Here is a 22472-nt window from a genome sequence, read left to right on the forward strand (position 1 = left end):
AGGTTAATTGATGAGAAAAACCATATATACAAAACTCAGTAACTTATTTGGTTATCGGTTTGTAAATGAAAACGAATTGAATTATAAGGCAATACGCGACATGTTATTCGCACTCGAAGAAGAGCAATACAAACATGTAAATCGTGATGTTACAAGTCACAATGCTCATCAAATTTTATATAAATTACAAACTGGACCTGATACTACGGTTGCTAAGGAGTTAGTTTATCAAAGTCAACGGATACGTAATTTAGTACTTGGAACAATTGGAAACGGTCAACAAGAAGTACGTGATAGTCGTACTAGCTTAGACGGTGTTAATCATCCGTTATTATCTGAAAGATTGCGCCATGATTTAACCAAAATGGATGATTCAGTACAAAAAGAGTTAAATGTTGCTGATGATAACAGTTATTTATTCACTCCGCCATTTATCCCGAGTGCTGAACCGGGTGTAAATGGTATGCCTTCAACTAATGATCCTACTGAAAATTTAAAAGCAACTTATGACACATTTGTTGATAATCAATACTGCCGTAAGGAATATGTAGGAAAAGACCAATCGGGTGAATATGGTGTTTATCGCTATATATTTGAACCTGAGAACTACACTAAAACGATTGTATTAACATCATGTATACACGGTAATGAGTACAGCGCATTTTACGCTAATTACCATTTTATGGATTTAGTTATAAACCAATGGTATAAAAACTCACAACTTGCTTATTTACGTAAAAATGTACGCATGATTATAGTACCTATTGTAAACCCTTGGGGCTTTGCAAATAGCGAACGTGAGAACGTCAATAATGTCGATTTAAATAGAAACTTTGACTACAACTGGAAATACGGTACAAGTAAAGCTGGTGGCGGTAGTACAGGTTCTAAAGCATTTTCTGAAGCGGAATCTAAGAACATGCGTAATATGTTCGGCAATATAGATCATGTTACTGGTCATGTGGATTGTCATAATATTGTAAGTCAAGTATCTGATTACTGCCTATTTTATCCACGTTTTGGCAATCAACAAAATAATGATTTAACTGAAATGATGCACGAGATGCAAGACACAGGTGATTATGTGACTTGGGGCTCTAGTACATTAGCATCATTTAGTAACTGGGTAGGTATCACAAAAGATATTACTTCATTCCTTCCTGAAATCTATGAAGGACGTGCAGGCGTTCCACGTGGTGCTGCTGAAATGTGGCGCTCTGTTTACTTTATTGGCAATATCATATTGAAAATAGCACAAGCAGAATCACGCGAGGATGGGCGTACAGCAAACGAGCCTATCGTAAAATCTTTTGTTTACAGTAGTCGTTATAATGGACCGGGCGTAGAACCATTTTCATTGATTGCTAAAGATAGTTACCAGCGTATGTTGATGACACAACAACGTTTTAAAGTAACGGCTAATGGCTTTGTAGAATTAAATGGTTCTATCACAGTAGAAGTTGATCGCGACACAAAGTTCGGTGTAAATCCGGGAATCGTTCAAAACTATAATCCATTCTTTGGAAATGGTAAAACACGACGACGTCAATTGTTTAAAGTCGAACATCGTTTAACAAAAGGGATACACACGATACCAATAAACGCAGTCGCAGCCGTTCAGTATTCAACGACTGCACCACCTGGCGTACATCGAACAAATGAGGTATTTCCTGCTGTTGATGTAATGCGTAAGGAAGGTGTTGCTAAAGTAAGAAATATGATTTTAAACGTTAAATTTACACCGAGTCACAGTCATAACGCAGTACAAATGTTCACTTCGGCAACAATGGGCAATCAAAAAGAAGAAACATTTAAACAAATATACCCTAACAAACCTACGCCTTACGACATTAGAAACGATATTAAAATTAATAGACGTTAAGGAGGTTTTTAAATGGACGGAATGCAAAAAGAGGCGAAGTTACTCGTACATGATGAACCTTATCTAAAGCCAGTGACGGGGCAAGGTATTAGCTTTTATAATATGGACGTTAATACGGCCGTACTTACTTTTCAGGTCAAACGCGACGAGTACCCGTTAGAAATTAGTGCACAAAATACAGAAACTTATGCTTTTTTTGTTTCATCTAATGGTAGTACGACAGGGAAAGTCAAAGTTGAATTTATTGACCCATTGAACGGCATTATTCGCGTAACCTTAGATGAAAATTTTCTACTTGCAGCAACAAATACCAACGTTAAAGGTCAGATATATATTAAGGCTATTGGCCGACCTGATACAGTGGTATTAAATGAATTTACGTTTTATGTAAAAGATGCGTTAATTAATCAGATTGATGGTTCAATCAAAATTAAAGAAATACGTTTGTTTGATGAGTTAGAAACTGAAATACGCAATAAAATCGCGCGCATCAATGAGATTGAGCAACAACTCGACACCATCGACGAACGAACTGACGCCATGCTACAAGCCGAAATACAAAATTTTAAAGCAGAAATTAATACACAGATTCAAGATGTTAAAAACTTCATTACTGCAACACAACAGAACATCACAAATAAAGCAAATGAAGTCGATGAAAATATTAGAACTTTAAATAATAATATTGATGGTACTGAAAATAGTCTAGTAACAGTTACTAAGTTAAATGAAATACTGGGAACTTATGCAACAAACGCACAAATACAAACGTTAAACGACACAAAAGCAAATACGAGCGATGTTGTTAGTAAATCAGAACTTACTGATATTGATACGTTAATCGCTCAAAAAGTTGAAGAAAAATTTAACGGTTTAGCTGTACAAAATTATCAATTAACTGATGCAAATGGTTATATTCCACGAATTGACAACTTAGACATGTATACAATGAATGGGATTAGTAAATCAGGTTGGTATTACGTTTATGCGCCTATTAACTCACCTGAGGAAGATAGTAATAACGGTTATTTACAAGTATTTGCGAGAAGTTCAACGTATATGAAAGTGATATTTATGCCTTATAACCGTCATAAGATGTACACACGTAATAAGATGGGAAGTACTACAGGTTGGGGCGACTGGGTCGAAATCACAAGCGGTTACAGTGTGACTACACGTAGCGACCAGGAGGCTATAGCTGAAGATTTAGAAAATGCTGATGCAAATGCCTCAGAAAGTGAATCATAAAGTACAAGCGAATCGGTAAGCATGAGCGACAGTTTAAGTGATGGAGGTTCTACAAATGTCTGATTTATATAATTCTATGACTGAGTTGGTAAGAACGCATAACGATAGTAATGATTTTATGTTTAGTGTAGATTATCGTGAATCTAGTAACTTAATTACAGCGATTCATGGCGGTGGAATTGAAGCGGGTACTTCCGAACTCGCACAATATACTGCAGAAATAACAAACTCTAATTATTTTAGTTTCAAAGGTTTAAAAAGCTCAGATAATACAGAGTTGCATGTAACATCAACGCATTATGATAATCCTTTGTTACTAACGTTAAATAGTCAAATGAACCACACGGTATCTATTCACGGCTATGGTGATAGTGAGAAAAACACCTATATAGGTGGCAGTGATAAGCAACTTGTTACGTTGATTAGCCAATATTTAACGACAGCAGGTTTTAAAAATACAATCGCACCATCAAACTTAGGTGGGGTTGATATTGATAATGTAACAAATAAAAATAAACGTGGTGCAGGTGTTCAACTTGAGTTATCTACTGCGCAACGTAAAGCGTTATTTAATAATAATGATTTTAGTCGTGCAAATCGTGAAAGTCGTATAAATTGGAGCGACGACCTCCGAAATTATGCGAATGCAATAGCTAAAGCACTAAGTTACGTAAATTAATATGAAAGAAGGTGTATTATTTTGCGTAAATCATCTTTTAATGAGCTACAAACGTTTATCCTGGTTTTCGGGTTAGGCGTTTTTTTATTATTCCGTGGGTTATTTTGGTTTGCTGAACAAGAAAAAGTATTAAATGATAGTCCGTTTTATGTAGCACTACATGAAATTATGCCTATTTGGGTTTGGGGCATTATTGCGATGATTTTAAGCTTAATTTTAGCATCAAGTGCTTGGTTTATCCCAAGACAGAAAGTAAATAACGTATGTAATACTTTAATGCTCATAGGTGGGTTAGGTAATGCAATCTTGTACTTTTTAATGACAAGTGCAAGTATTTATAATTCAATCAACTGGTTATCAACAGCACAGTTTTCTGTACTTACAGTGGTTTGCGGCGCTATAGGTTTTATGGGAGGTGCCGAAATTTATGACAGACGACACTAAATTCGTTTTAAAGCATGAGTACGAACGTGATAAAGGTAAAATATACGAAAGGTTTAACCATGATGAAATAAAATACAATGAAAAATTTTCAGAACTAAATAACAAAATTGAAAGACAAACAGACCTGCAACAACGTATGTTGGACTCCCAAGAACGACAAGAAAAGAATGGCGAAAAATTAAATACAACGATGGAAAAAATTGGTTCCGAGTTTCTTGATATTAAGTATAAAGTACAATCTCATGATGAAAAATTATCTATTGTACAAGGTGTTATCAATGAAAAAGAAAAAGGTAACGCTCAGATAATTGGTATTATTTTAACCGGTATTTTTGGGGTTATCAGTGCCGCCATTGGTGCAGCAAAAATATTTTTTTAAGTCAGTTACATGTGTAACTGGCTTTTTATTTTGGAGGTGGATATATGGGATTACCTGATAGCGGTAAACCTCGCGCGAGTGATGTCGTCGATTGGTGTAATTACCTTATTAAAAACGGTATAGGTACCGATGTCGATGGTCGGTTCGGGCGTTAAATTGGCGCCCGTAAAATAGTGTGAATTGCTGGAAACCCCTTAGAGCTTTAATAACTACAACGTAATCGGTAACGATAAGCGTGACAGTTAAAAAATATTAAAGATTGGGCAATCAGCAGCCAAGCCTCTACGGTAATAGTAGAGGAAGGTTCAACGACTAAGTGCCATCAATTGATGGACTGCGCACTAGGTATTATAAAGATAAAAAATTTTATTATATTGGAGTTTATGATACTGCAGAAGATGCCTATAATGCCTATTTAAAGAAAAAAGATGAATTAAAATAATACCATGATATAGTCTAGTCTTACGTGAAAGCGTAAGGCTCTTTTATTAGAGCTATTTGACGTTATACAAGCGTAATCAGAAATGGTTACAGGGAAAGACGTTAAATATAATATTACACAATGCTGGGACTTACCTAACTACATTCTTAAAAGGTACTGGGGTTTTATAACTTGGGGTAATGCGAATGCGATGGCACAAAAAAGTAACTATCGCGGTTATGATTTTAAAATTTATAGAAATACGCGAGACTTTATACCTAAACCTGGTGATTTTGCAGTGTGGGCGAACTCCAACCCTGGACATGTAGCGATAGTACTTGGTCCATCTACTAAAAGTTTTTTCTATTCGGCTGATCAGAATTGGTACACTGCTAACTCAACGGGTAGCGCTTGCTATAGAATCAAACACCCTTACGACGGTGGACCTGGTGGTATGGTTACGCATTTCGTAAGACCTCCGTATAAAGCCGAGAGTGCAACCAGTGCAAAACCGAATACACCAACTAAAGATGATGATGAAAAGAAACCAACCAAAAAAGATTGGAAAGAGGTTAAAGAAATCACAGTAAGCGCTGTCGATTTCAAACCAAAATACCCTAAAACGATAGATCATTACATTACAACAGGCAAGGAACGTCCACACAATCCTAAGGGTATTACAGTACGTAACGCGCAAATGATGAGCTCAGTCGAAGATTTATATAACGATAGAAAAAAATATAAAAGCATTCGAGAATATCCGCATTTTTATGTAGATCGTAATCACATATGGGCTCCGCGTCGTATGGTTTTTGAGGTACCTAGTGATCCTGATAATATTGTGCTTGAAGTATGTGAAGATTTAAGTGCAAGTAAAGCCGATTTTATTTTGAATGAAGTACATGCGATGATTGAGGCAGTTTTTAGAATGAAAGAGAAGAAAGTTGAAATCAAACGTAGCAATATCAATATTGACCCTAAAATTTGGCGTACGATGTGGGAACATGTCGATTGGGATATGGTAGTGAAAGGTATCCCACAAAAAGAAATGTACGACAAGGTAGGTATCGCATTGTTAGAGCTTTATAACAAGCGTGATACTTTATTAGCTGAACTTACAAAAGACAATAGTAAAAGTTCTAAAATTAACGTTGAAGTTAAGAATAAAAATAGGGACAATATCAATTCATCTACAAGTAAAAGTGATACTTCTTCAAGCACTTCAACAACCCCTAAAGTTACAGTAGTTTACAGTAATTACACATTCAACCGTGCAGTCAATATACAAGTAAATGTAAACCCACAAATTAACTACGGTAATGGTTGGTACAGGGCGTCATACTCACAGACATTAAATGCAATGAACTCTCTTGATATTTGGAATAGTAGCGTTCAAAAATATCAAATGTTGAACTTAGGTAAGTATCAAGGTGTACCAGTTAGCAAACTCAACCAAATCTTACGAGGTAAGGGTACCTTATCAGGACAAGGCGAGGCATTCGCTTACGCTTGTAAAAAGTACCAGTTAAATGAAATCTATTTAATTGCTCACGCGTTCCTAGAAAGTGGCTACGGCCGTTCTAATTATGCGAGCGGTCGCTATGGTATTTATAATTACTTTGGTATAGGTGCATACGACTGGAACCCTAATTATTCAATCACCTTAGCACGTAATAGAGGGTGGACAACGCCCGCTAAGGGTATTATCGGCGGCGCTAAGTTCGTAAGACAAGATTTCATTGACAAAGGTCAACAAACGCTTTACAGAATGCGCTGGAATCCACAACACCCTGGCACACATCAATATGCAACAGACGTCAGATGGGCGCAGCACCAAGCTACAACAATTTACAATCTTTATCATGATATAGGCTTAAGAGGTTTATACTTCTTAAGAGATAAATACAAACAATAACAGGGCTATCCGCTGGCAGCGGGTGGCCCTAGTTTAATATAGAAAGGGTGTTCAAATGACCATATACAAAACCAAAGACGTCATAACTAACATCAACGAAAAAACTGTAAAAATTGGGAATATAGGCGTTAATTTTTACACCGAAGATAAACAAACCGCATCTATCAGAATCTATATTAATTGGAATAAACAGCCTGTAAATTTAACAACAACAAACTTTAAACCTAAATTAGATTTATTTTTACAAGATGGTTCAATCTTTATTGATGAGCCTTTAAAGTTGGTTAATCCTGAGGTTGGGCTCGTTCAATATGACATCAGAGATAACGTTATAAAACACGCTGGCACAGTTAACTGTAAATTATTTTTAGAATCACAAGACGAAAGTGTACACGTTGCAAATTTTGCTTTTAATATTGTTGATAGTGGTATCGAGGACGCTGTACAAAAAGAAATCAGTGTAAACCTTGTAGAAGACACTGTAAAGCGTATTATGAGCCAAGATTTAACGGTGTTACTTGATAACGGATTTAAAACGGAATTAACGACAGACTTACAAACATATCTTTCAAATAATAATGAGCAATTCCAAGGCCCTCAAGGTATTCAAGGAATACAGGGCGAGCAAGGTATACAAGGACCTAAAGGCGACAAGGGAGACACTGGCGCAACAGGTCCACAAGGACCAAAAGGCGAGCAAGGTCCAAAAGGTGACCAAGGTTTACAAGGGGTTAAAGGTGATACTGGTGCAACAGGTCAAACGGGCGCTCAAGGTCCTGTAGGTGCTACTGGTCCGATTGGTCCAACTGGTCCACAAGGCCCACCTGGAAAAGATGGTAGAGATGGTGTTAATGGTAAAGATGGAGAAAAGGGTGAACCTTTTAAATACACTGATTTTACAACAGAGCAATTAAATAATTTAAAAGGACCTAAAGGTGACCCATTTAAATATACTGACTTTACACAATCACAATTAGACGCATTGAAAGGACCTAAAGGTGATGTAAATATCTCTGATACAGGGTGGATACCACTTACACTTTTAAATAATATACAGAATTCAACACAACCTAATTTCAGTTTTGGTCAAGTAACTAGTTATAGAATTGTAACCATAGGTACAATAAAAAGTGTAACCGTAAGGGGAGCAATTACAAATGTTAGTGGGTTTAATGGTACTTTAAGTAAACTACCAATGGAGATAATAGGTAATAATATACCTGTTTTCTCAGTAAGAGTTTCTACTTTAAGTAAGAATATATTAATATTTCCAACAAACGATGGGAGTTTGAGATATTATGCAAGTACATCAATGTCTACTGATGATATAGTTCAATTTTCAGGTACTTGGTATATTTAAGGAGGAAAATAATGTATAAACAAATATTTAATAAATCAGATGGAGCACCGAAGTTAATCAAAACAGGCATATTCGATACAGAACAATACACAGAGATTCAACCACCTAATGGATTATATCAACCGATACATTTTGACGGTGGCGAATGGGTTGGTACACCTTATGAAGAATGGAAGAAATCACAACCACCGTCCGACGCTCCAGAAAATGAAAGTCTAAAAAAAGATAGAGAAATAGCAGAATTATCAATGCAATTAATTCAATCGAAAGAGGAATTTGAACAGTTAAAAAATGAAATGGCAAGTTTAACATTAAAAATGTTGGAAGGTGAAACGAATGGGTGAAATTGGAATCCGTTATTATAAATTAGGTTTTTATACAAATGAACAATTTGCATTATTTGTTAAAACAGGTTACGTGACACCAGAAAAATACAAAGAATTAACAGGTGTTGAATATGATCCTGAAAAAGCACACGCGTAAATGTTTGAAGTCGACTATTCAGTTAGTCGGCTTTTTTATTTTAAGGAGGTGAAAAAATGTCTGCAGATAAAATAAAACAATGGATTGGTTTAATTGGTGGGATGTTGAGTGCTTTATATTTAGCGTTGAAAGCAAGCGGTTTAGATGTTCCGTTTTTAGATCCATCAAAATTAGAAGCATGGCAAAATTTCGCAACAACGTTAATTCCTTTCGTTATCGCTGCGTATGGTGTGTATAAGAACACGTATTTAATTAAAGGCAAAGCAAAAGCGCAAGAACAATTATTAAAAAATAATGATTTAAAATAAGGAGTGATATAGATGAGTCAAGAAAGTTGGAAAGGCGTACCTGTTGAATTTCAGTTATTGCCAAAAGGTACACGTAGAAGTGGTCAGAAATTACGTAAAGGAAAACCTGAATTCTTAGTTGCACATGACACAGGTAATATAAACACAACAGCACAAAACAATGTAGATTACTATCGTAATTCCTACAATATTGATATTAGTCAAACAGCTAGTGCTCATGTGTTTGTGGATGATAAACATGCGATTGTCTGTGTACCTTTAAACGAGAAAGCGTGGCACGTCTTATATAATGCAACGACAGATAATAAATGGTATGGCGTAGACGCTAACGACGGTGCCGTTGGCGTTGAAATCTGTTATTTTACTGACAAAAAACGTTCTCAAAAATCACTTGAAAACGGCGCAAAAGTTTTAGCCTATTTAGCAGAAAAAAATGACATCCATTATCAGACAGAGATGCCAGGTCATCAAGATATTCAATCTAATAAGCAAGACCCTGGCAATGTGTTACAGGCTGCAGGTTATGGACGTGCTACATCAAACCTTGATAAAATCGTAGCTAAATATTATAAAAAAGATGTAAAAGTTAAGCCTATAGAAATACCAGACACAAAATCAAAGCCCAAAACAACCATTGGTAAAACGCAAAGCTATATTAATAAGCGTTTAAAAACTTATTTAAACGGTACTGTAGACAGTCCTAATCGAGTTAAATCACGCACATATCGTGAACCTGGATTTTTACCGATGGAAAAGGGGGCAATTGATGTGGACCGCAGATTTAATGCACAATGCGTGGATGTGGTTAAAGATTACATCATAGCTATTTCAGACGGTAAGTTACAAACTTGGGGTAATGCCAGAGATTATGTCAATAACAATCTTGAACCTTATTTCACTTGGCATAAAAATACACCTAGCTTTGTACCGCCTAAAGGTTCAATCGGTATAGCAACTTTTGGAACTCCTGCTTTTAATCAATATGGCCACATTTGGATAGTGGAAAAAGCAAATAGAAATACGCAGACAGTTATAGAGCAAAATTTGAACGGACAAGCCAATTTACCACCTAAACGTCGTGTCGATAATTATTATGGTTGTGCTGGCTTCTGGGTGCCGAATGTACGTAAAAACGTTGTACAAAAAGCAGTTGAAAAGACGAAAAACACAGTGGCCAAAACACAAACGATTAAAACAACATGGGATTGGTCAGGCAAGTTTAATGCAGGTACAACAATTAAAGTACGTAAACAACCTGGTTTGGCTGGTCAAATATTAAATAGGGATCGATGGTTAGAAAAGAATGATAGCGTAGAGTTTGTTTCAATTACGAAAAAGGATAATTATTGGTGGATTAAATTTAAACAAGATGGTGAGTTTGTATATTGTGCGATTACTAAAATGACAGATTTAAAAGGGCGAATTAAATATGAAAAAGATTTATTCGGCACAATTAAGTGGTATTAAAGTAAAATTTGTAGTACAATAACTATAGACAGACCATGTCTTGTTTCCAGATAATCATACTATATAGATTATCGTGGATATGTATTTTTACAAAAAAATTGTCAATAACACTATATTATACTGGGGTCGGCCTTATGGTCGGCCTCTTTTTTTGTGCTTAAAAAATTATGAAATAAATCATAAAATTAGAAGAATGTGCCGAAAAACTTACAATATCATGTTGCAATATTGGTACATAAATAGTATAATTATAAGTGTAGAAAGGAGGTGCAAACAATGAGAAGAACTGAAAGAAATAAAGACCAACTTTCTACACTTGAAAAGTTCCAGCTGATAACAGACATCGCTAAAAATCTTGTTATCATGCTTGTTGAATTTTTCAAATAGGCACTAAGGGGCTTAGCCCCTTTGCCTATAATATATTATAGGGGTGATAAAAATGCAAGAGAAATCTAAAATATTGACTATTTGTACGATTATAACCAACGTTATAATTACAATTATTTATGTAAATAAGCTGATAAAAATATTTAAACAAAAATAAAAAATGTTCTTCTCATTGTTTGATTTTATGAAAGAAGGTGTTTCAAATCAATTCAAGTGAAATTAAGCAAGTAATTAATCGCTTGCTTTCTTCTGATATAAAAGCTAATCAAATTCAAATCGACACAGGTTTACAACGCTCGCTAATTTCAAAATTACGAAATGGACAAGTTAAACTTGATAATATAACTTTTAAAAAAGCAATGATATTATACGAATATGCTAAAACCCACCTAAAAAGTTAGGTGGGTAATTTTTTTATAAAAAATATAAGAAAAGTGTTGACTATTACACATATGTGTAATGTAATTATATATGTAAGGTTGAGATACACCTTACAGACCACCATGAGAGGAGGTGGTAAATATGGACGACATCATAAAAATACTGACGTTTATCATATTAGCAACAATACGACAAACGCCAGATATTTTAAAACAACTAAGAAAATGGCACCTTGATTATCTAAAAGCCAAGAAAGATAATCAGAAAGATGATTAATCCTAAGGGGCGTAAGCCCCTCCCTCTTTTCATGGTTATTATATAATAGATGGGTGGTAAATTTCAAATGAAATTAAAAATAAGTTTAATATTGATATTGGTTACTATCATGTTATTACCCGAAATAATAAAATTAATGCGTTTAAAACATATGAATTTATTAGGTTATAAATATGAGGGTGATGAGCTTGTCAGAATATAAAAAAATGATTGAAAAGTTAATTAATAGTGATTTATCAAGTTATCAAATCCATAAAGATACGGGAGTTAGTCATAACGCACTAGCATCAATTAGAAACGGCAGTCGTGAAATTGATAATTTAACATTAAGAACCACAGAAAAATTATACGAATATGCTATAAACCACCTAAAAAGTTAGGTGGTTTTTTGATACCAATTTTGATACCATTTTACCTTTGCACTTAAAAATTAGAGTGTTACAAAAAGAAAGAAACCGCGATAAAACAACGGTTTCTGATTCTCATGATTTAGATAAATTATATTTTTAATCGAAATGGAAGGTTCAATCGGTTAATCAATATCATTGATGTTTCACATCTGAATATTTTATACAAGCATGGGTGATGCTAACAATAGTGTTATTAAAAAGAACAATAACGCTATATATGGCATCATCGCATGCTTTTTTATTGTTTATACGTTAATTAGCATACAGATGGGTAAGCGTTTATAATGTAAGATAAAGGGAATTGTACATTGATGTAATCAAAATTAATATAATTAAGGAGTTATGCTTATATGATTATAGCGATAATCATACTTTTATTTGCTTCTTTTTTCTTTTCAATTAGTGAAACAGCCTTAACAGCAGTGAATCGGTTGAAACTTCAAACCGAAGCTGAAGAAGGAAATAAAAAATCAAAAAACATTACTAAATTATTAACGAAACCACGTCGAATGATTACGACAATTTTAATTGGGAAGAACATTTCAAATGTTTTGTTGATTACTTTAGTGACGATATTAACATTGAAATCTGATACTAATATTATTTGGGCAACAATTATTACTATTTTAGCGGTGCTTCTGTTACTTGAGGTATTACCAAGAGCACTAGCCGAAACGTACCCTTATACCATCTCACGTCTCGTGTATTGGCCTTTAACTATATTTATCATTATATTTTCACCTCTAACATTAGTTGTACATGGATTTACGAATGCGATGAAGAATGTATTACCAAATGCGCAAAAGGATGAACAGCGTTTTTCTAAAGAAGAAATTCGTCAAATTGTTACGATTGCTGAAAGCGAAGGTGCATTCAATAAGATTGAACATAACCGCATTCAAGGCGTTATGGATTTTGAAAAATATAAAATAACAGATGTTGATACAACGCCAAGAATTAACGTTACGGCTTTCCCCTCGGATATTTCGTATGAGGAAGCATACGATACGGTTACTTCTAATCCATTTACACGCTATCCTGTATATGGCGAAGATATTGATGATATCATTGGTGTATTTCATTCGAAATATTTGCTTACGTGGAGCCGGAATCAATCAGATACAATAATGAATTATATTTCTGAACCATTGTTTGTTAATGAACATAATAAGGCTGAATGGGTTTTAAGAAAGATGACTGTCACACGTAAACATTTAGCGATTGTGTTAGATGAATATGGTGGCACTGATGCCATTGTTTCGCACGAAGATTTAATTGAAGAAATGTTAGGTATGGAAATTGAAGATGAAATGGATAAAGAGGAAGAATATAAGTTACGTCAACAAATGAAATCTCACAGTCAACGATAAATATCAATTTCAATGTTTATTTTGAAAGGAAGTGAGGATTATGAATTTAACTACTGAGTTTACACGTATATTTGGTGTTAAATACCCAATCGTCCAAGCAGGTATGGCTGGTAGTACGACACCAGAGCTCGTGGCTACTGTTAGTAATAGTGGAGGTCTTGGAACAATTGGTGCTGGATATTTTACCGCCGAGAAATTAGAAGATGAAATAACAGCCGTTCAAGAACTCACAGATTTACCGTTTGCTGTAAATTTATTTGTACCGGGAGGACAACTCTACATTCCTGAAAATGTTGAGAAAATGCAAGCGTGGTTAAAACCATATCGCCGTGCACTTGATTTAGAAGAACCAGTCGTAAACATTGATGAACAACAAAAATTTAATGATGCGATTGATATTATTATAGAAAAAGGTGTACCGGTCGTTTCATTTACATTTGGTATCCCGGATGCCGAAGTGATTGAAAAACTTAAAGCGAGAAACATTAAAGTTATTGGTACAGCGACTTCAGTTGAAGAAGCTATCGCTAATGAACAAGCAGGTATGGATGTAGTTGTTGCACAAGGAAGTGAAGCAGGTGGCCATCGTGGTGCTTTTACAGAGAGTGATAATGGTCAAACGCCTATGATAGGTACGATGTCGTTGGTACCTCAAGTAGTGGATCATGTAAACATTCCAGTTATCGCTTCAGGTGGCATTATGGATGGTCGAGGTCTTACAGCAAGTATGGCCTTAGGTGCTCAAGGTGTTCAACTAGGTACTGCATTTTTAACAACTGATGAAAGCGGTGCTTCAAACTTATATAAAAATGCTATCGAAAACAGTATAGAAACCGACACAGTAGTAACTAAAGTATTCAGTGGTAAGCCAGCAAGAGGTATTAAAAATGCCTTTATTGAAGAAATGAACGAATACAATGATGAAATTCCAGATTATCCAATTCAAAACCAACTTACCAATCCAATTCGAAAAAAAGCAGCTAAAGAAGGAAAGGAAGAATGGACGCATTTATGGAGTGGCCAAAGTCCTAGACTTGCTAGAGCTATAGCAGCTGCGACATTAGTTGAAAATATAATTAAGGAATCATCTGATTTAATAAAATAAGTAAAAAAGAGTCTGAGGCAAAAATAGATGTCTCAGACTTTTTGTCAACTATGCAGTAGATGAATGAATTGAGAAAGCGTTCATATTAAGCTTTTTCAATCCCTGTCGTCCTTGATGAGGTGGGAGTACGAAATCACCATTTGAAAATTCGATTTCTGTTCTACTCTCTTTTCTAATACAAATTAAAGTTAGAGGAGTAATGATCAAAATGGATAAATCAACGAAAATTGTGATAATGATTCAAATACTGTGTATTCTCATAATACTCATTTGTTTACCAAGTGTAATCCAACATAAAAATTACTACACGATTGCTACTGCTTTTATACCTATAATTTGTGGCACTATCTTTTTATTTAAAAGGTATAATGAAAAAAATGATGAATAGTTTACCATAACTCAATCTATGGATAGAACTCATGTTACGACTGTTTGAGTTATGAAAATATAAATGAAACAAGTGAATTTAATAAAACATCTATGGTATCATAGTTTTGGTGATACTATGATAAATATTGGTCTTACAGGATGGGGAGATCACGATTCGTTATATGAAGATTTACAACGCAAATCAGACAAATTAATTACATATGCGAGTTACTTCCCAATCGTTGAGTTGGATGCAAGTTATTATGCAATTCAACCAGATAGAAATATAAATAAATGGATTAACGAAACTCCACAACGATTTGAATTTATTGTTAAAATACATCAAGCACTCACTTTGCATGCTGATTACCGAGATTATGCAGAATCTCGCAAGGCTTTATTTGAGCAATTTATCGGCATGATTCAACCACTTCAAGAAGCTCAGAAATTGGCAATGGTATTAGTACAATTTCCACCTTGGTTTGATTGTACTGTGCAAAATATTACATATATACGATATGTCCGCGAACAATTAAAGGATTTTCCAGTCTGTATTGAATTTCGCCACCAGTCTTGGTTTAATAAAGAATTTAAAGAAGAAACACTCTCTTTCTTAACACAACAGAACCTTATTCATTCTGTTTGTGATGAGCCTCAAGTGGGTCAAGGTTCAATACCGCTTATTAATCGAATAACTAATAATATCGCTTTTGTACGATATCATGGGCGTAATGCACATGGTTGGACGAAAAAAGATATGACAGATGAAGCATGGCGCGATGTCAGGTATCTTTATGATTACAATAAACAAGAACTTACAGATTTAGCGAATAAAGTAAAGATTTTAGAACAGAAGGCTAAAAAAGTATACGTTGTGTTTAATAATAATTCCGGTGGTCATGCAGCTCAGAATGCCAAAACATATCAACAAATCTTAGGTATAGATTACCAAGGATTGGCCCCGCAACAGTTAAAATTATTCTAGGAGCGATATCATGTTAACAATATTATTATTGATATTAATTGGTGGGCTATCAGCGATTATAGGTTCCGTAGTAGGTATTGGTGGTGGCATAATCATCGTACCGACATTAGTATTTTTAGGTGTAGACCATCATTTATTAAAGGGTATTACACCACAAATAGCGATAGGTACCTCATCTGTTATACTCATAGTTACAGGACTTTCTTCCACATTAGGTTATTTAAAAACGAAACAAGTTGATGTTAAAAATGGATCTATTTTTCTATTTGGGTTGTTACCTGGTTCATTAATCGGATCGTTATTGAGCCGTTATTTAACACTTGAGTCATTTAATTTATACTTTGGGATATTTCTTATATTAGTGGCAATCTTATTGATGGTTAGACATAAGATTAAACCATTTAAAGTATTTGATAAAGAAAAGTTTCGAAAATCATATGTCGATGGGGAAGGTAAAACATATCATTACAGTGTGCCACCTTTAGTAGCCTTTGTGGCAACGTTCTTTATCGGTATACTTACAGGATTATTCGGAATTGGTGGTGGCGCATTAATGACACCACTCATGCTTATAGTATTTAGATTTCCGCCTCATGTAGCTGTAGGTACAAGTATGATGATGATCTTCTTCTCAAGTGTCATGAGTTCAGCTAGTCATATTGTACTTGGTCATGTGGCATGGTTATACTCTATCGTACTTATCATTTCAAGTTATATTGGTGCGAAGATTGGCGTTAAAATTAATCAATCAGTGAAATCTGATACCGTCGTGATGTTATTACGTACAATGATGTTACTGATGGGTATATACTTAATTATAAAATCATTGCTATAAATCAGAGGAGGGAATGCCAAGATGAAATTAACAATTTTTCATACGAATGATATACACAGTCATCTCCATGAATATGCTAGGATTTCAGCATATTTAGCCGAAGCACGTCCAAAGCTTACACACCCCTCACTCTATTTAGATATCGGCGATCATGTTGATTTATCCGCTCCCGTCACAGAAGCAACGATGGGATTAAGAAATGTTGAATTATTAAACAAAGCACAGTGTGATTTAGCTACTATAGGAAACAATGAAGGCATGACCATTTCTCATGAAGCTTTAAACAATCTATATAATGATGCACAATTTGATATCACTTGTGCCAATGTGTTTGATGAGCAAGGACAATTACCAAACCATATTTCGTCATCATATATTAAAGAAATTGATGGCGTTCGTATTTTGTTTGTAGCTGCAACCGCACAGTTTACGCCTTTCTATCGTGCATTAAATTGGCTCGTAACGGATCCACTACAAGCGATAAAAGATGAAGTTAACGCGCAACAAGGACAGTACGACATCCTAATTGTGATGAGTCACGTTGGTATATTCTTCGATGAAAAGTTGTGCCAAGAAATACCTGAAATTGACCTCATATTAGGTAGTCATACACACCACTATTTTGAAAATGGAGAAATGAATAACGGTGTATTAATGGCTGCAGCCGGAAAATACGGTCACTTTGTAGGAGAAGTTACATTAGAGATTGAAAATAAAACGGTCGTAAATAAAACAGCAAAGATACATCCTGTAGAAACATTGCCTGATGTTGAGACGCACTTTGCTGAAGAAAGTAAACGACTATTGAGTGAACCGGTAATTGATAGACCTGTTAACTTACCTCGACACACCGATTCTATTTCACAAGCATCATATATGTTAGCTAAAAGTGTGTTCGAATTCACTCAAGCAGATGGTACAATTATTAACGCTGGCTTAGTTGTGCGTGATATGATTGCAGATCAAGTTACAGAGTACAATATCCATCAAATGTTGCCACATCCTATTAATCTTGTTCGTGTTAAACTCTCCGGTAAAGTATTGAAAGATGTTATAATTAAAAGTCAAAAGCAAGAATATATAAATGAACATGCGCAAGGATTAGGATTTAGAGGTGATATCTTTGGCGGATATATTTTATATAATATCGGTTTAATTGAATCAGAATCGCGATATTTTATTGGGGATGAAGAGATACAAGACGATGAAACATATATATTGGGCACAGTAGATATGTATACATTCGGACGCTATTTCCCGATGTTAAAAGAGCAATCTATAGAATATTTGATGCCAGAATTTTTACGAGATATTTTTAAAAATGCATTACTCACGTAATAGTTTGTAAGCGATTTACGTTTTAAAATAAATTATATTTGTTATAATGAGGATAAATTTGAAATCGGGAGGATTTTGCTGATATGGCTACAAAAAATGAAGAAATTCTACGTAAACCGGATTGGTTGAAGATCAAGTTAAATACTAACGAGAATTACACTGGTCTTAAAAAAATGATGAGAGAAAAGAACTTACACACTGTTTGCGAAGAAGCAAAGTGTCCAAATATACACGAATGTTGGGGTGAACGTCGTACTGCAACATTTATGATTTTAGGTGCGGTATGTACACGTGCTTGCCGTTTCTGTGCTGTTAAAACGGGACTTCCTAATGAATTAGACTTAGATGAGCCAGAAAGAGTAGCTGAATCAGTTGAATTAATGAACTTGAAGCATGTTGTTATTACAGCTGTAGCAAGAGATGATTTAAGAGATGCTGGTTCAAATGTGTATGCGGAAACTGTACGTAAAGTACGTGAACGTAATCCATACACTTCAATCGAGATTTTACCATCAGATATGGGCGGAGATTTTGAAGCGTTAGAAACGTTAATGGCATCTAAACCTGATATTCTTAACCACAACATTGAAACTGTTCGTCGATTAACACCTAGAGTCCGTGCACGTGCTACGTATGATCGTACTTTAGAATTCTTAAGACGTTCTAAAGAATTACAACCAGATATCCCTACAAAATCAAGTTTAATGGTTGGACTAGGTGAAACACATGAAGAAATATTAGAAACAATGGATGACTTACGCGCGAATGATGTAGACATCTTAACAATTGGTCAATATTTACAACCTTCACGTAAACACTTAAAGGTTGAGAAATACTACACACCATTAGAATTCGGTAAATTAAGAAAAATTGCAATGGACAAAGGTTTCAAACATTGCCAAGCAGGGCCATTAGTTAGAAGTTCTTACCATGCAGACGAACAAGTTAACGAAGCAGCTAAAGAAAAACACCGTATGGGTGAAGAACAACTTCAAAAAGAACAAAATATGAAATAAAAATATAAAATGAATTGAAGACTTAGTTCAATTTATAAGGCAACTGATAAAAATGTGTTGCTTTGTATGAACTAAGTCTTTATTTCGCAATAAATACATAGGTATTACTTTGGACGATTACGATTCAACTGATAAAATTTTATTATGATATAGTATAAATAGTTGATGAATAAGGCTTAAAAAGCTATGGTATGTTTAAATAGAGGATTAAAATAGGTGAATTATATGATAAAGATAAATAATCTCTACTTCGAATTGATAGAAGATTATAGAGAGTGCTTTGATGAAACGCATTTTGCGAACCGTTACTCAGAAATATTAGATAAATACGATTTTATCGTTGGTGATTATGGCTACGAACAACTCAGACTTAAAGGGTTTTACAAAGATAGTAATAAGAAAGCAGAGGTAAGTAAGCGATTTTCTACTATACAAGACTACTTACTAGAATACTGTAATTTCGGTTGTCCTTACTTTATTGTAAAACGCATACCCCATCGTGAACTAAAACGCGAAAATGCTGAGGAAGTAGAGACTGAGGTAGTGACGGAGCAGGATAAACTGCAAGATGTAAAGATAAAACCGACAATCCAAGAAAATGAGCACCCATAATTAATAAGTGATCAAAAAATAAAAGCTAGGAATGAACGATGTTATTTCATCTCATTCCTAGCTTTTTGACTATTGAATTACTTCTTGTAAATATTCTGTGATTTCATTGCCTTCTTCTTCAGAAACGCCAAGAATATGGGCGATATAGCCTTCTTCTTCTAAATCATCTGTACCGATAATACCAAACTTATTCGTTTGCATATTCAGAACGATGGTCTTACCGAAGTGGCGATCTGTTTGAACAAGCATGAGATCATAACGGCTATGATCACCGACGAAACCGACAAATTGTACTTGTGATGTTTCGTCATCATCATATAAGAACATATCTATCATAATAATAGCTCCTTATCATCATGGTTGAACCATTAATTTACTGTTAAATTAAAGTGGTCGAAAATCCTAAGATTCATCATGCTTTTCAGTATAACCATAAATGATTTAGCCTGTAAAGATATGGTAAGATAATAGTGTTAGGAGTGACGCAAATGTATTTTGTTAATAAACAACAACTTAGTAAAAAATTGAACTATTTACAACAACTCATCAAGGATTATCCAAAAAATAAAGATAATTATTATGCATTTGAACGAATTGCACAGATGTTGATAGAATCATCCGTCGACATTGGTAATATGATTATCGACGGCTTTATATTAAGGGATCCTGGTAACTATAAAGATGTGATTGATATCATGGAACTTGAAGGTGTGATATCAAAAGATACACAAACCCAAATCAATCAAACTGTTGATGTGCGTAAACAATTTGTTCATAAGTATGATGAACTAGATACGACACAACTAATACCATTATTTGATGAAGCCCTTCAATATTATCAACAATTTATTGAAGAGGTCGTGCAATTTTTAGACAATGAAAATGTACCGATTACAGCTTTTGGTCAAAAAGGAGAATGATATAGAGTGAAAGCATATCAAGCTTATTTAATTGATTTAGATGGCACATTATATAAAGGTGATGAGCCGATAGATGGTGCGAAGCAATTTATTTCATATTTAAATCAACAACGCATCCCACATCTTTATGTGACGAATAATTCTACTAAAGAACCGAAAGATGTAGTATCTAAGTTACAAACGATGGGTATTGAAGCAAAAGAAGAGGAAGTTATCACTTCTGCTTTGGCTACTGCGGAATATATAACTGAGCTAACACCTGGTGCTTCTGTATTTATGTTAGGTGGTACAGGTTTATCAAAGGCACTAACAGATAAAGGGTTAGTGCTTAAAGAGGATGAGCACGTAGACTATGTAGTCATCGGTTTAGACGAACAAGTGACGTATGATAAATTAGCTACTGCTACGTTAGGCGTTAGAAATGGTGCGAAATTTATTTCAACAAACCAAGATGTATCTATACCTAAAGAGAGAGGTTTTTTACCTGGAAATGGTGCAATTACTAGTGTCGTATCAGTTTCAACAGGCACACAACCCATCTTTATCGGTAAACCACAAACGATTATTATGGACATGGCTTTAGATATATTGAATATGGATTTATCTGATGTTGCGATGGTCGGAGATTTGTATGATACAGATATTATGTCTGGTATTAACGCAAATATCGATACGATTCATGTACAGACAGGTGTTACTACAAAATCTGAGATAGAACAAAAAGATATAGCACCAACTTACAGCTTTAAAGATTTAAATGAAGTTATAAACGAATTAGAAAAATAGGGGTGTTTATATGGACAAGGTTATTGTGACTAGAAAGATTCCTCAAAAGTTTATTGAGCAATTAGAACAAAGCTATGAAGTGTACATGTGGGACGAAGCCTATGAACCAATGCCAAGAGATCAGTTTTTAGAAAGTATTAAAGATGCAACGGCATGCTTTATAACATTAAGTGAAAAGATTGACGATACGGTGATAGACCAAGCACCGAATCTTAAAGTCATCGCCAATATGGCTGTTGGCTTTGATAATATTGATGTGTCTCTTGCTCAAAGTCGAGGTATCGTCGTAACGAACACACCGAAAGTATTAACTGAAACTACGGCAGAACTAGGCTTTACGTTAATGTTAACTGTCGCACGTCGTATCGTTGAAGCGGAACATTATGTACAACAAGGTGATTGGCAAAGTTGGGCACCATATTTACTTGCTGGAAAGGATTTATTTAATTCAAAAGTTGGTATTTACGGCATGGGTGATATCGGTAAAGCATTTGCGCGAAGACTCAAAGGCTTTAATACACAAGTTATGTATCATAATCGTACTCGCAATAGACATGCCGAAGAAAAGCTAGGCGCGTTATATGTTCCATTTGATACACTTATTGAACATAGTGATTTCATTATTTGTACTGCGCCACTAACAGAGGAAACAAGAAATAAATTCGATAAACCTGTATTTGAAAAAATGAAAAGTGACGCGATATTTATCAATATCGGTAGAGGAGCCGTCGTTGATGAAAAGGCATTAATCGATGCACTTCAAAATAAAGAAATTGCAGGGTGTGGCTTAGACGTTTTACGTAAAGAACCAATTGATATGTCGCATCCTCTATTAAAGATGGATAATGTTGTCATCCTACCTCATATTGGTAGTGCTTCAGTAACGACACGAGATCGTATGGTTCAATTGTGTGTAGATAACATTACAAGAGTCCTTAATAACCAACCTCCAAAGACACCAGTCCAGTTAGATGATTAATAAAAGATGATTGTAATTATTAAAAGCCTGAGACAATGGGATTTGTCTCAGGCTTTCTATTTAAAATATATATGTCGCATTATCGCGTACCGATAAATGATATTTTAAAAATGAAAA

24 protein-coding genes are annotated in these 22472 nt (G+C 34.8%); 23 read left to right on the forward strand and 1 reads right to left on the reverse strand.

The window, feature by feature from the left end; genetic code table 11:
- Positions 1-10: 10 nt before the first annotated feature.
- From QQM35_RS06020 to QQM35_RS06115, 20 genes are all read left to right on the forward strand, one after another.
- The gene (locus QQM35_RS06020; RefSeq protein ID WP_342610263.1) at positions 11-1882 is read left to right on the forward strand and encodes a M14 family metallopeptidase; all 1872 of its coding nucleotides are present in this window, start codon (positions 11-13) and stop codon (positions 1880-1882) included.
- A 12-nt stretch (positions 1883-1894) separates the two neighbouring features.
- Positions 1895-3130, forward strand: a complete 1236-nt coding sequence (locus tag QQM35_RS06025; protein WP_342610264.1) for a BppU family phage baseplate upper protein — start codon at positions 1895-1897, stop codon at positions 3128-3130.
- Positions 3131-3185: 55 nt separating this feature from the next.
- A complete protein-coding gene (locus tag QQM35_RS06030; protein ID WP_342610265.1) occupies positions 3186-3809 on the forward strand; it encodes a poly-gamma-glutamate hydrolase family protein in 624 nt (207 codons plus the stop codon).
- 21 nt (positions 3810-3830) lie between these two features.
- Positions 3831-4253, forward strand: a complete 423-nt coding sequence (locus QQM35_RS06035) for a hypothetical protein (RefSeq protein WP_342610266.1) — start codon at positions 3831-3833, stop codon at positions 4251-4253.
- Complete coding sequence (locus tag QQM35_RS06040) at positions 4237-4632, forward strand: hypothetical protein (protein ID WP_342610267.1); 396 nt, start codon at positions 4237-4239, stop codon at positions 4630-4632. The genes QQM35_RS06035 and QQM35_RS06040 overlap by 17 nt, the downstream gene beginning before the upstream one ends.
- Positions 4633-5156: 524 nt before the next feature.
- Positions 5157-6968 carry a glucosaminidase domain-containing protein gene (locus QQM35_RS06045; RefSeq protein ID WP_342610268.1) on the forward strand — a complete coding sequence of 604 codons (1812 nt, stop codon included), beginning with the start codon at positions 5157-5159 and terminating at the stop codon, positions 6966-6968.
- 55 nt (positions 6969-7023) lie between these two features.
- Entirely contained in the window at positions 7024-8328 is a 1305-nt protein-coding gene (locus tag QQM35_RS06050; RefSeq protein WP_342610269.1) for a BppU family phage baseplate upper protein, read from the forward strand.
- Positions 8329-8339: 11 nt separating this feature from the next.
- Complete coding sequence (locus tag QQM35_RS06055; protein ID WP_342610270.1) at positions 8340-8672, forward strand: hypothetical protein; 333 nt, start codon at positions 8340-8342, stop codon at positions 8670-8672.
- The gene (locus QQM35_RS06060; protein WP_342610271.1) at positions 8665-8811 is read left to right on the forward strand and encodes an XkdX family protein; all 147 of its coding nucleotides are present in this window, start codon (positions 8665-8667) and stop codon (positions 8809-8811) included. The genes QQM35_RS06055 and QQM35_RS06060 overlap by 8 nt, the downstream gene beginning before the upstream one ends.
- Positions 8812-8867: 56 nt before the next feature.
- On the forward strand, positions 8868-9119 hold the full coding sequence (locus tag QQM35_RS06065) for a phage holin (RefSeq protein ID WP_342610272.1): 252 nt from the start codon (positions 8868-8870) through the stop codon (positions 9117-9119).
- Between the two features lie 12 nt (positions 9120-9131).
- On the forward strand, positions 9132-10586 hold the full coding sequence (locus QQM35_RS06070; protein WP_342610273.1) for an N-acetylmuramoyl-L-alanine amidase: 1455 nt from the start codon (positions 9132-9134) through the stop codon (positions 10584-10586).
- 909 nt (positions 10587-11495) lie between these two features.
- Positions 11496-11630 (forward strand): hypothetical protein, encoded by a 135-nt coding sequence (locus QQM35_RS06075; RefSeq protein ID WP_342610274.1) that lies wholly within the window; start codon positions 11496-11498, stop codon positions 11628-11630.
- Positions 11631-11818: 188 nt separating this feature from the next.
- Positions 11819-12010: a hypothetical protein gene (locus tag QQM35_RS06080; RefSeq protein WP_342610275.1), complete on the forward strand. Its 192-nt coding sequence runs from the start codon at positions 11819-11821 to the stop codon at positions 12008-12010.
- A gap of 380 nt (positions 12011-12390) precedes the next feature.
- Positions 12391-13410 (forward strand): hemolysin family protein, encoded by a 1020-nt coding sequence (locus tag QQM35_RS06085; protein WP_251519286.1) that lies wholly within the window; start codon positions 12391-12393, stop codon positions 13408-13410.
- 40 nt (positions 13411-13450) lie between these two features.
- A complete protein-coding gene (locus tag QQM35_RS06090; RefSeq protein ID WP_251519288.1) occupies positions 13451-14515 on the forward strand; it encodes an NAD(P)H-dependent flavin oxidoreductase in 1065 nt (354 codons plus the stop codon).
- Between the two features lie 505 nt (positions 14516-15020).
- The gene (locus QQM35_RS06095; protein WP_251519533.1) at positions 15021-15869 is read left to right on the forward strand and encodes a DUF72 domain-containing protein; all 849 of its coding nucleotides are present in this window, start codon (positions 15021-15023) and stop codon (positions 15867-15869) included.
- Between the two features lie 7 nt (positions 15870-15876).
- Positions 15877-16704, forward strand: a complete 828-nt coding sequence (locus tag QQM35_RS06100) for a sulfite exporter TauE/SafE family protein (RefSeq protein ID WP_251519534.1) — start codon at positions 15877-15879, stop codon at positions 16702-16704.
- A 21-nt stretch (positions 16705-16725) separates the two neighbouring features.
- Positions 16726-18042: a bifunctional UDP-sugar hydrolase/5'-nucleotidase gene (locus QQM35_RS06105; RefSeq protein WP_342610276.1), complete on the forward strand. Its 1317-nt coding sequence runs from the start codon at positions 16726-16728 to the stop codon at positions 18040-18042.
- A gap of 83 nt (positions 18043-18125) precedes the next feature.
- Complete coding sequence (gene lipA, locus QQM35_RS06110; protein WP_251519291.1) at positions 18126-19058, forward strand: lipoyl synthase; 933 nt, start codon at positions 18126-18128, stop codon at positions 19056-19058.
- Positions 19059-19283: 225 nt separating this feature from the next.
- The gene (locus tag QQM35_RS06115) at positions 19284-19670 is read left to right on the forward strand and encodes a YutD family protein (RefSeq protein ID WP_251519293.1); all 387 of its coding nucleotides are present in this window, start codon (positions 19284-19286) and stop codon (positions 19668-19670) included.
- A 69-nt stretch (positions 19671-19739) separates the two neighbouring features.
- Here QQM35_RS06115 and QQM35_RS06120 read toward each other — a convergent pair whose 3' ends face one another.
- A complete protein-coding gene (locus tag QQM35_RS06120; RefSeq protein WP_251519295.1) occupies positions 19740-20006 on the reverse strand; it encodes a DUF3055 domain-containing protein in 267 nt (88 codons plus the stop codon).
- 152 nt (positions 20007-20158) lie between these two features.
- Here QQM35_RS06120 and QQM35_RS06125 point away from each other — a divergent pair, with 152 nt between their 5' ends.
- From QQM35_RS06125 to QQM35_RS06135, 3 genes are read left to right on the forward strand one after another with little or no spacing between them, the layout of a single operon-like run.
- The gene (locus tag QQM35_RS06125) at positions 20159-20590 is read left to right on the forward strand and encodes a DUF86 domain-containing protein (protein ID WP_251519297.1); all 432 of its coding nucleotides are present in this window, start codon (positions 20159-20161) and stop codon (positions 20588-20590) included.
- Between the two features lie 6 nt (positions 20591-20596).
- Positions 20597-21376 carry a TIGR01457 family HAD-type hydrolase gene (locus QQM35_RS06130; protein WP_251519299.1) on the forward strand — a complete coding sequence of 260 codons (780 nt, stop codon included), beginning with the start codon at positions 20597-20599 and terminating at the stop codon, positions 21374-21376.
- Between the two features lie 10 nt (positions 21377-21386).
- Entirely contained in the window at positions 21387-22355 is a 969-nt protein-coding gene (locus QQM35_RS06135; protein WP_251519301.1) for a 2-hydroxyacid dehydrogenase, read from the forward strand.
- Positions 22356-22472: the final 117 nt, after the last annotated feature.

It is taken from the genome of Staphylococcus hsinchuensis (assembly GCF_038789205.1).
GTDB classification, from domain to species: Bacteria; Bacillota; Bacilli; order Staphylococcales; family Staphylococcaceae; genus Staphylococcus; species Staphylococcus hsinchuensis.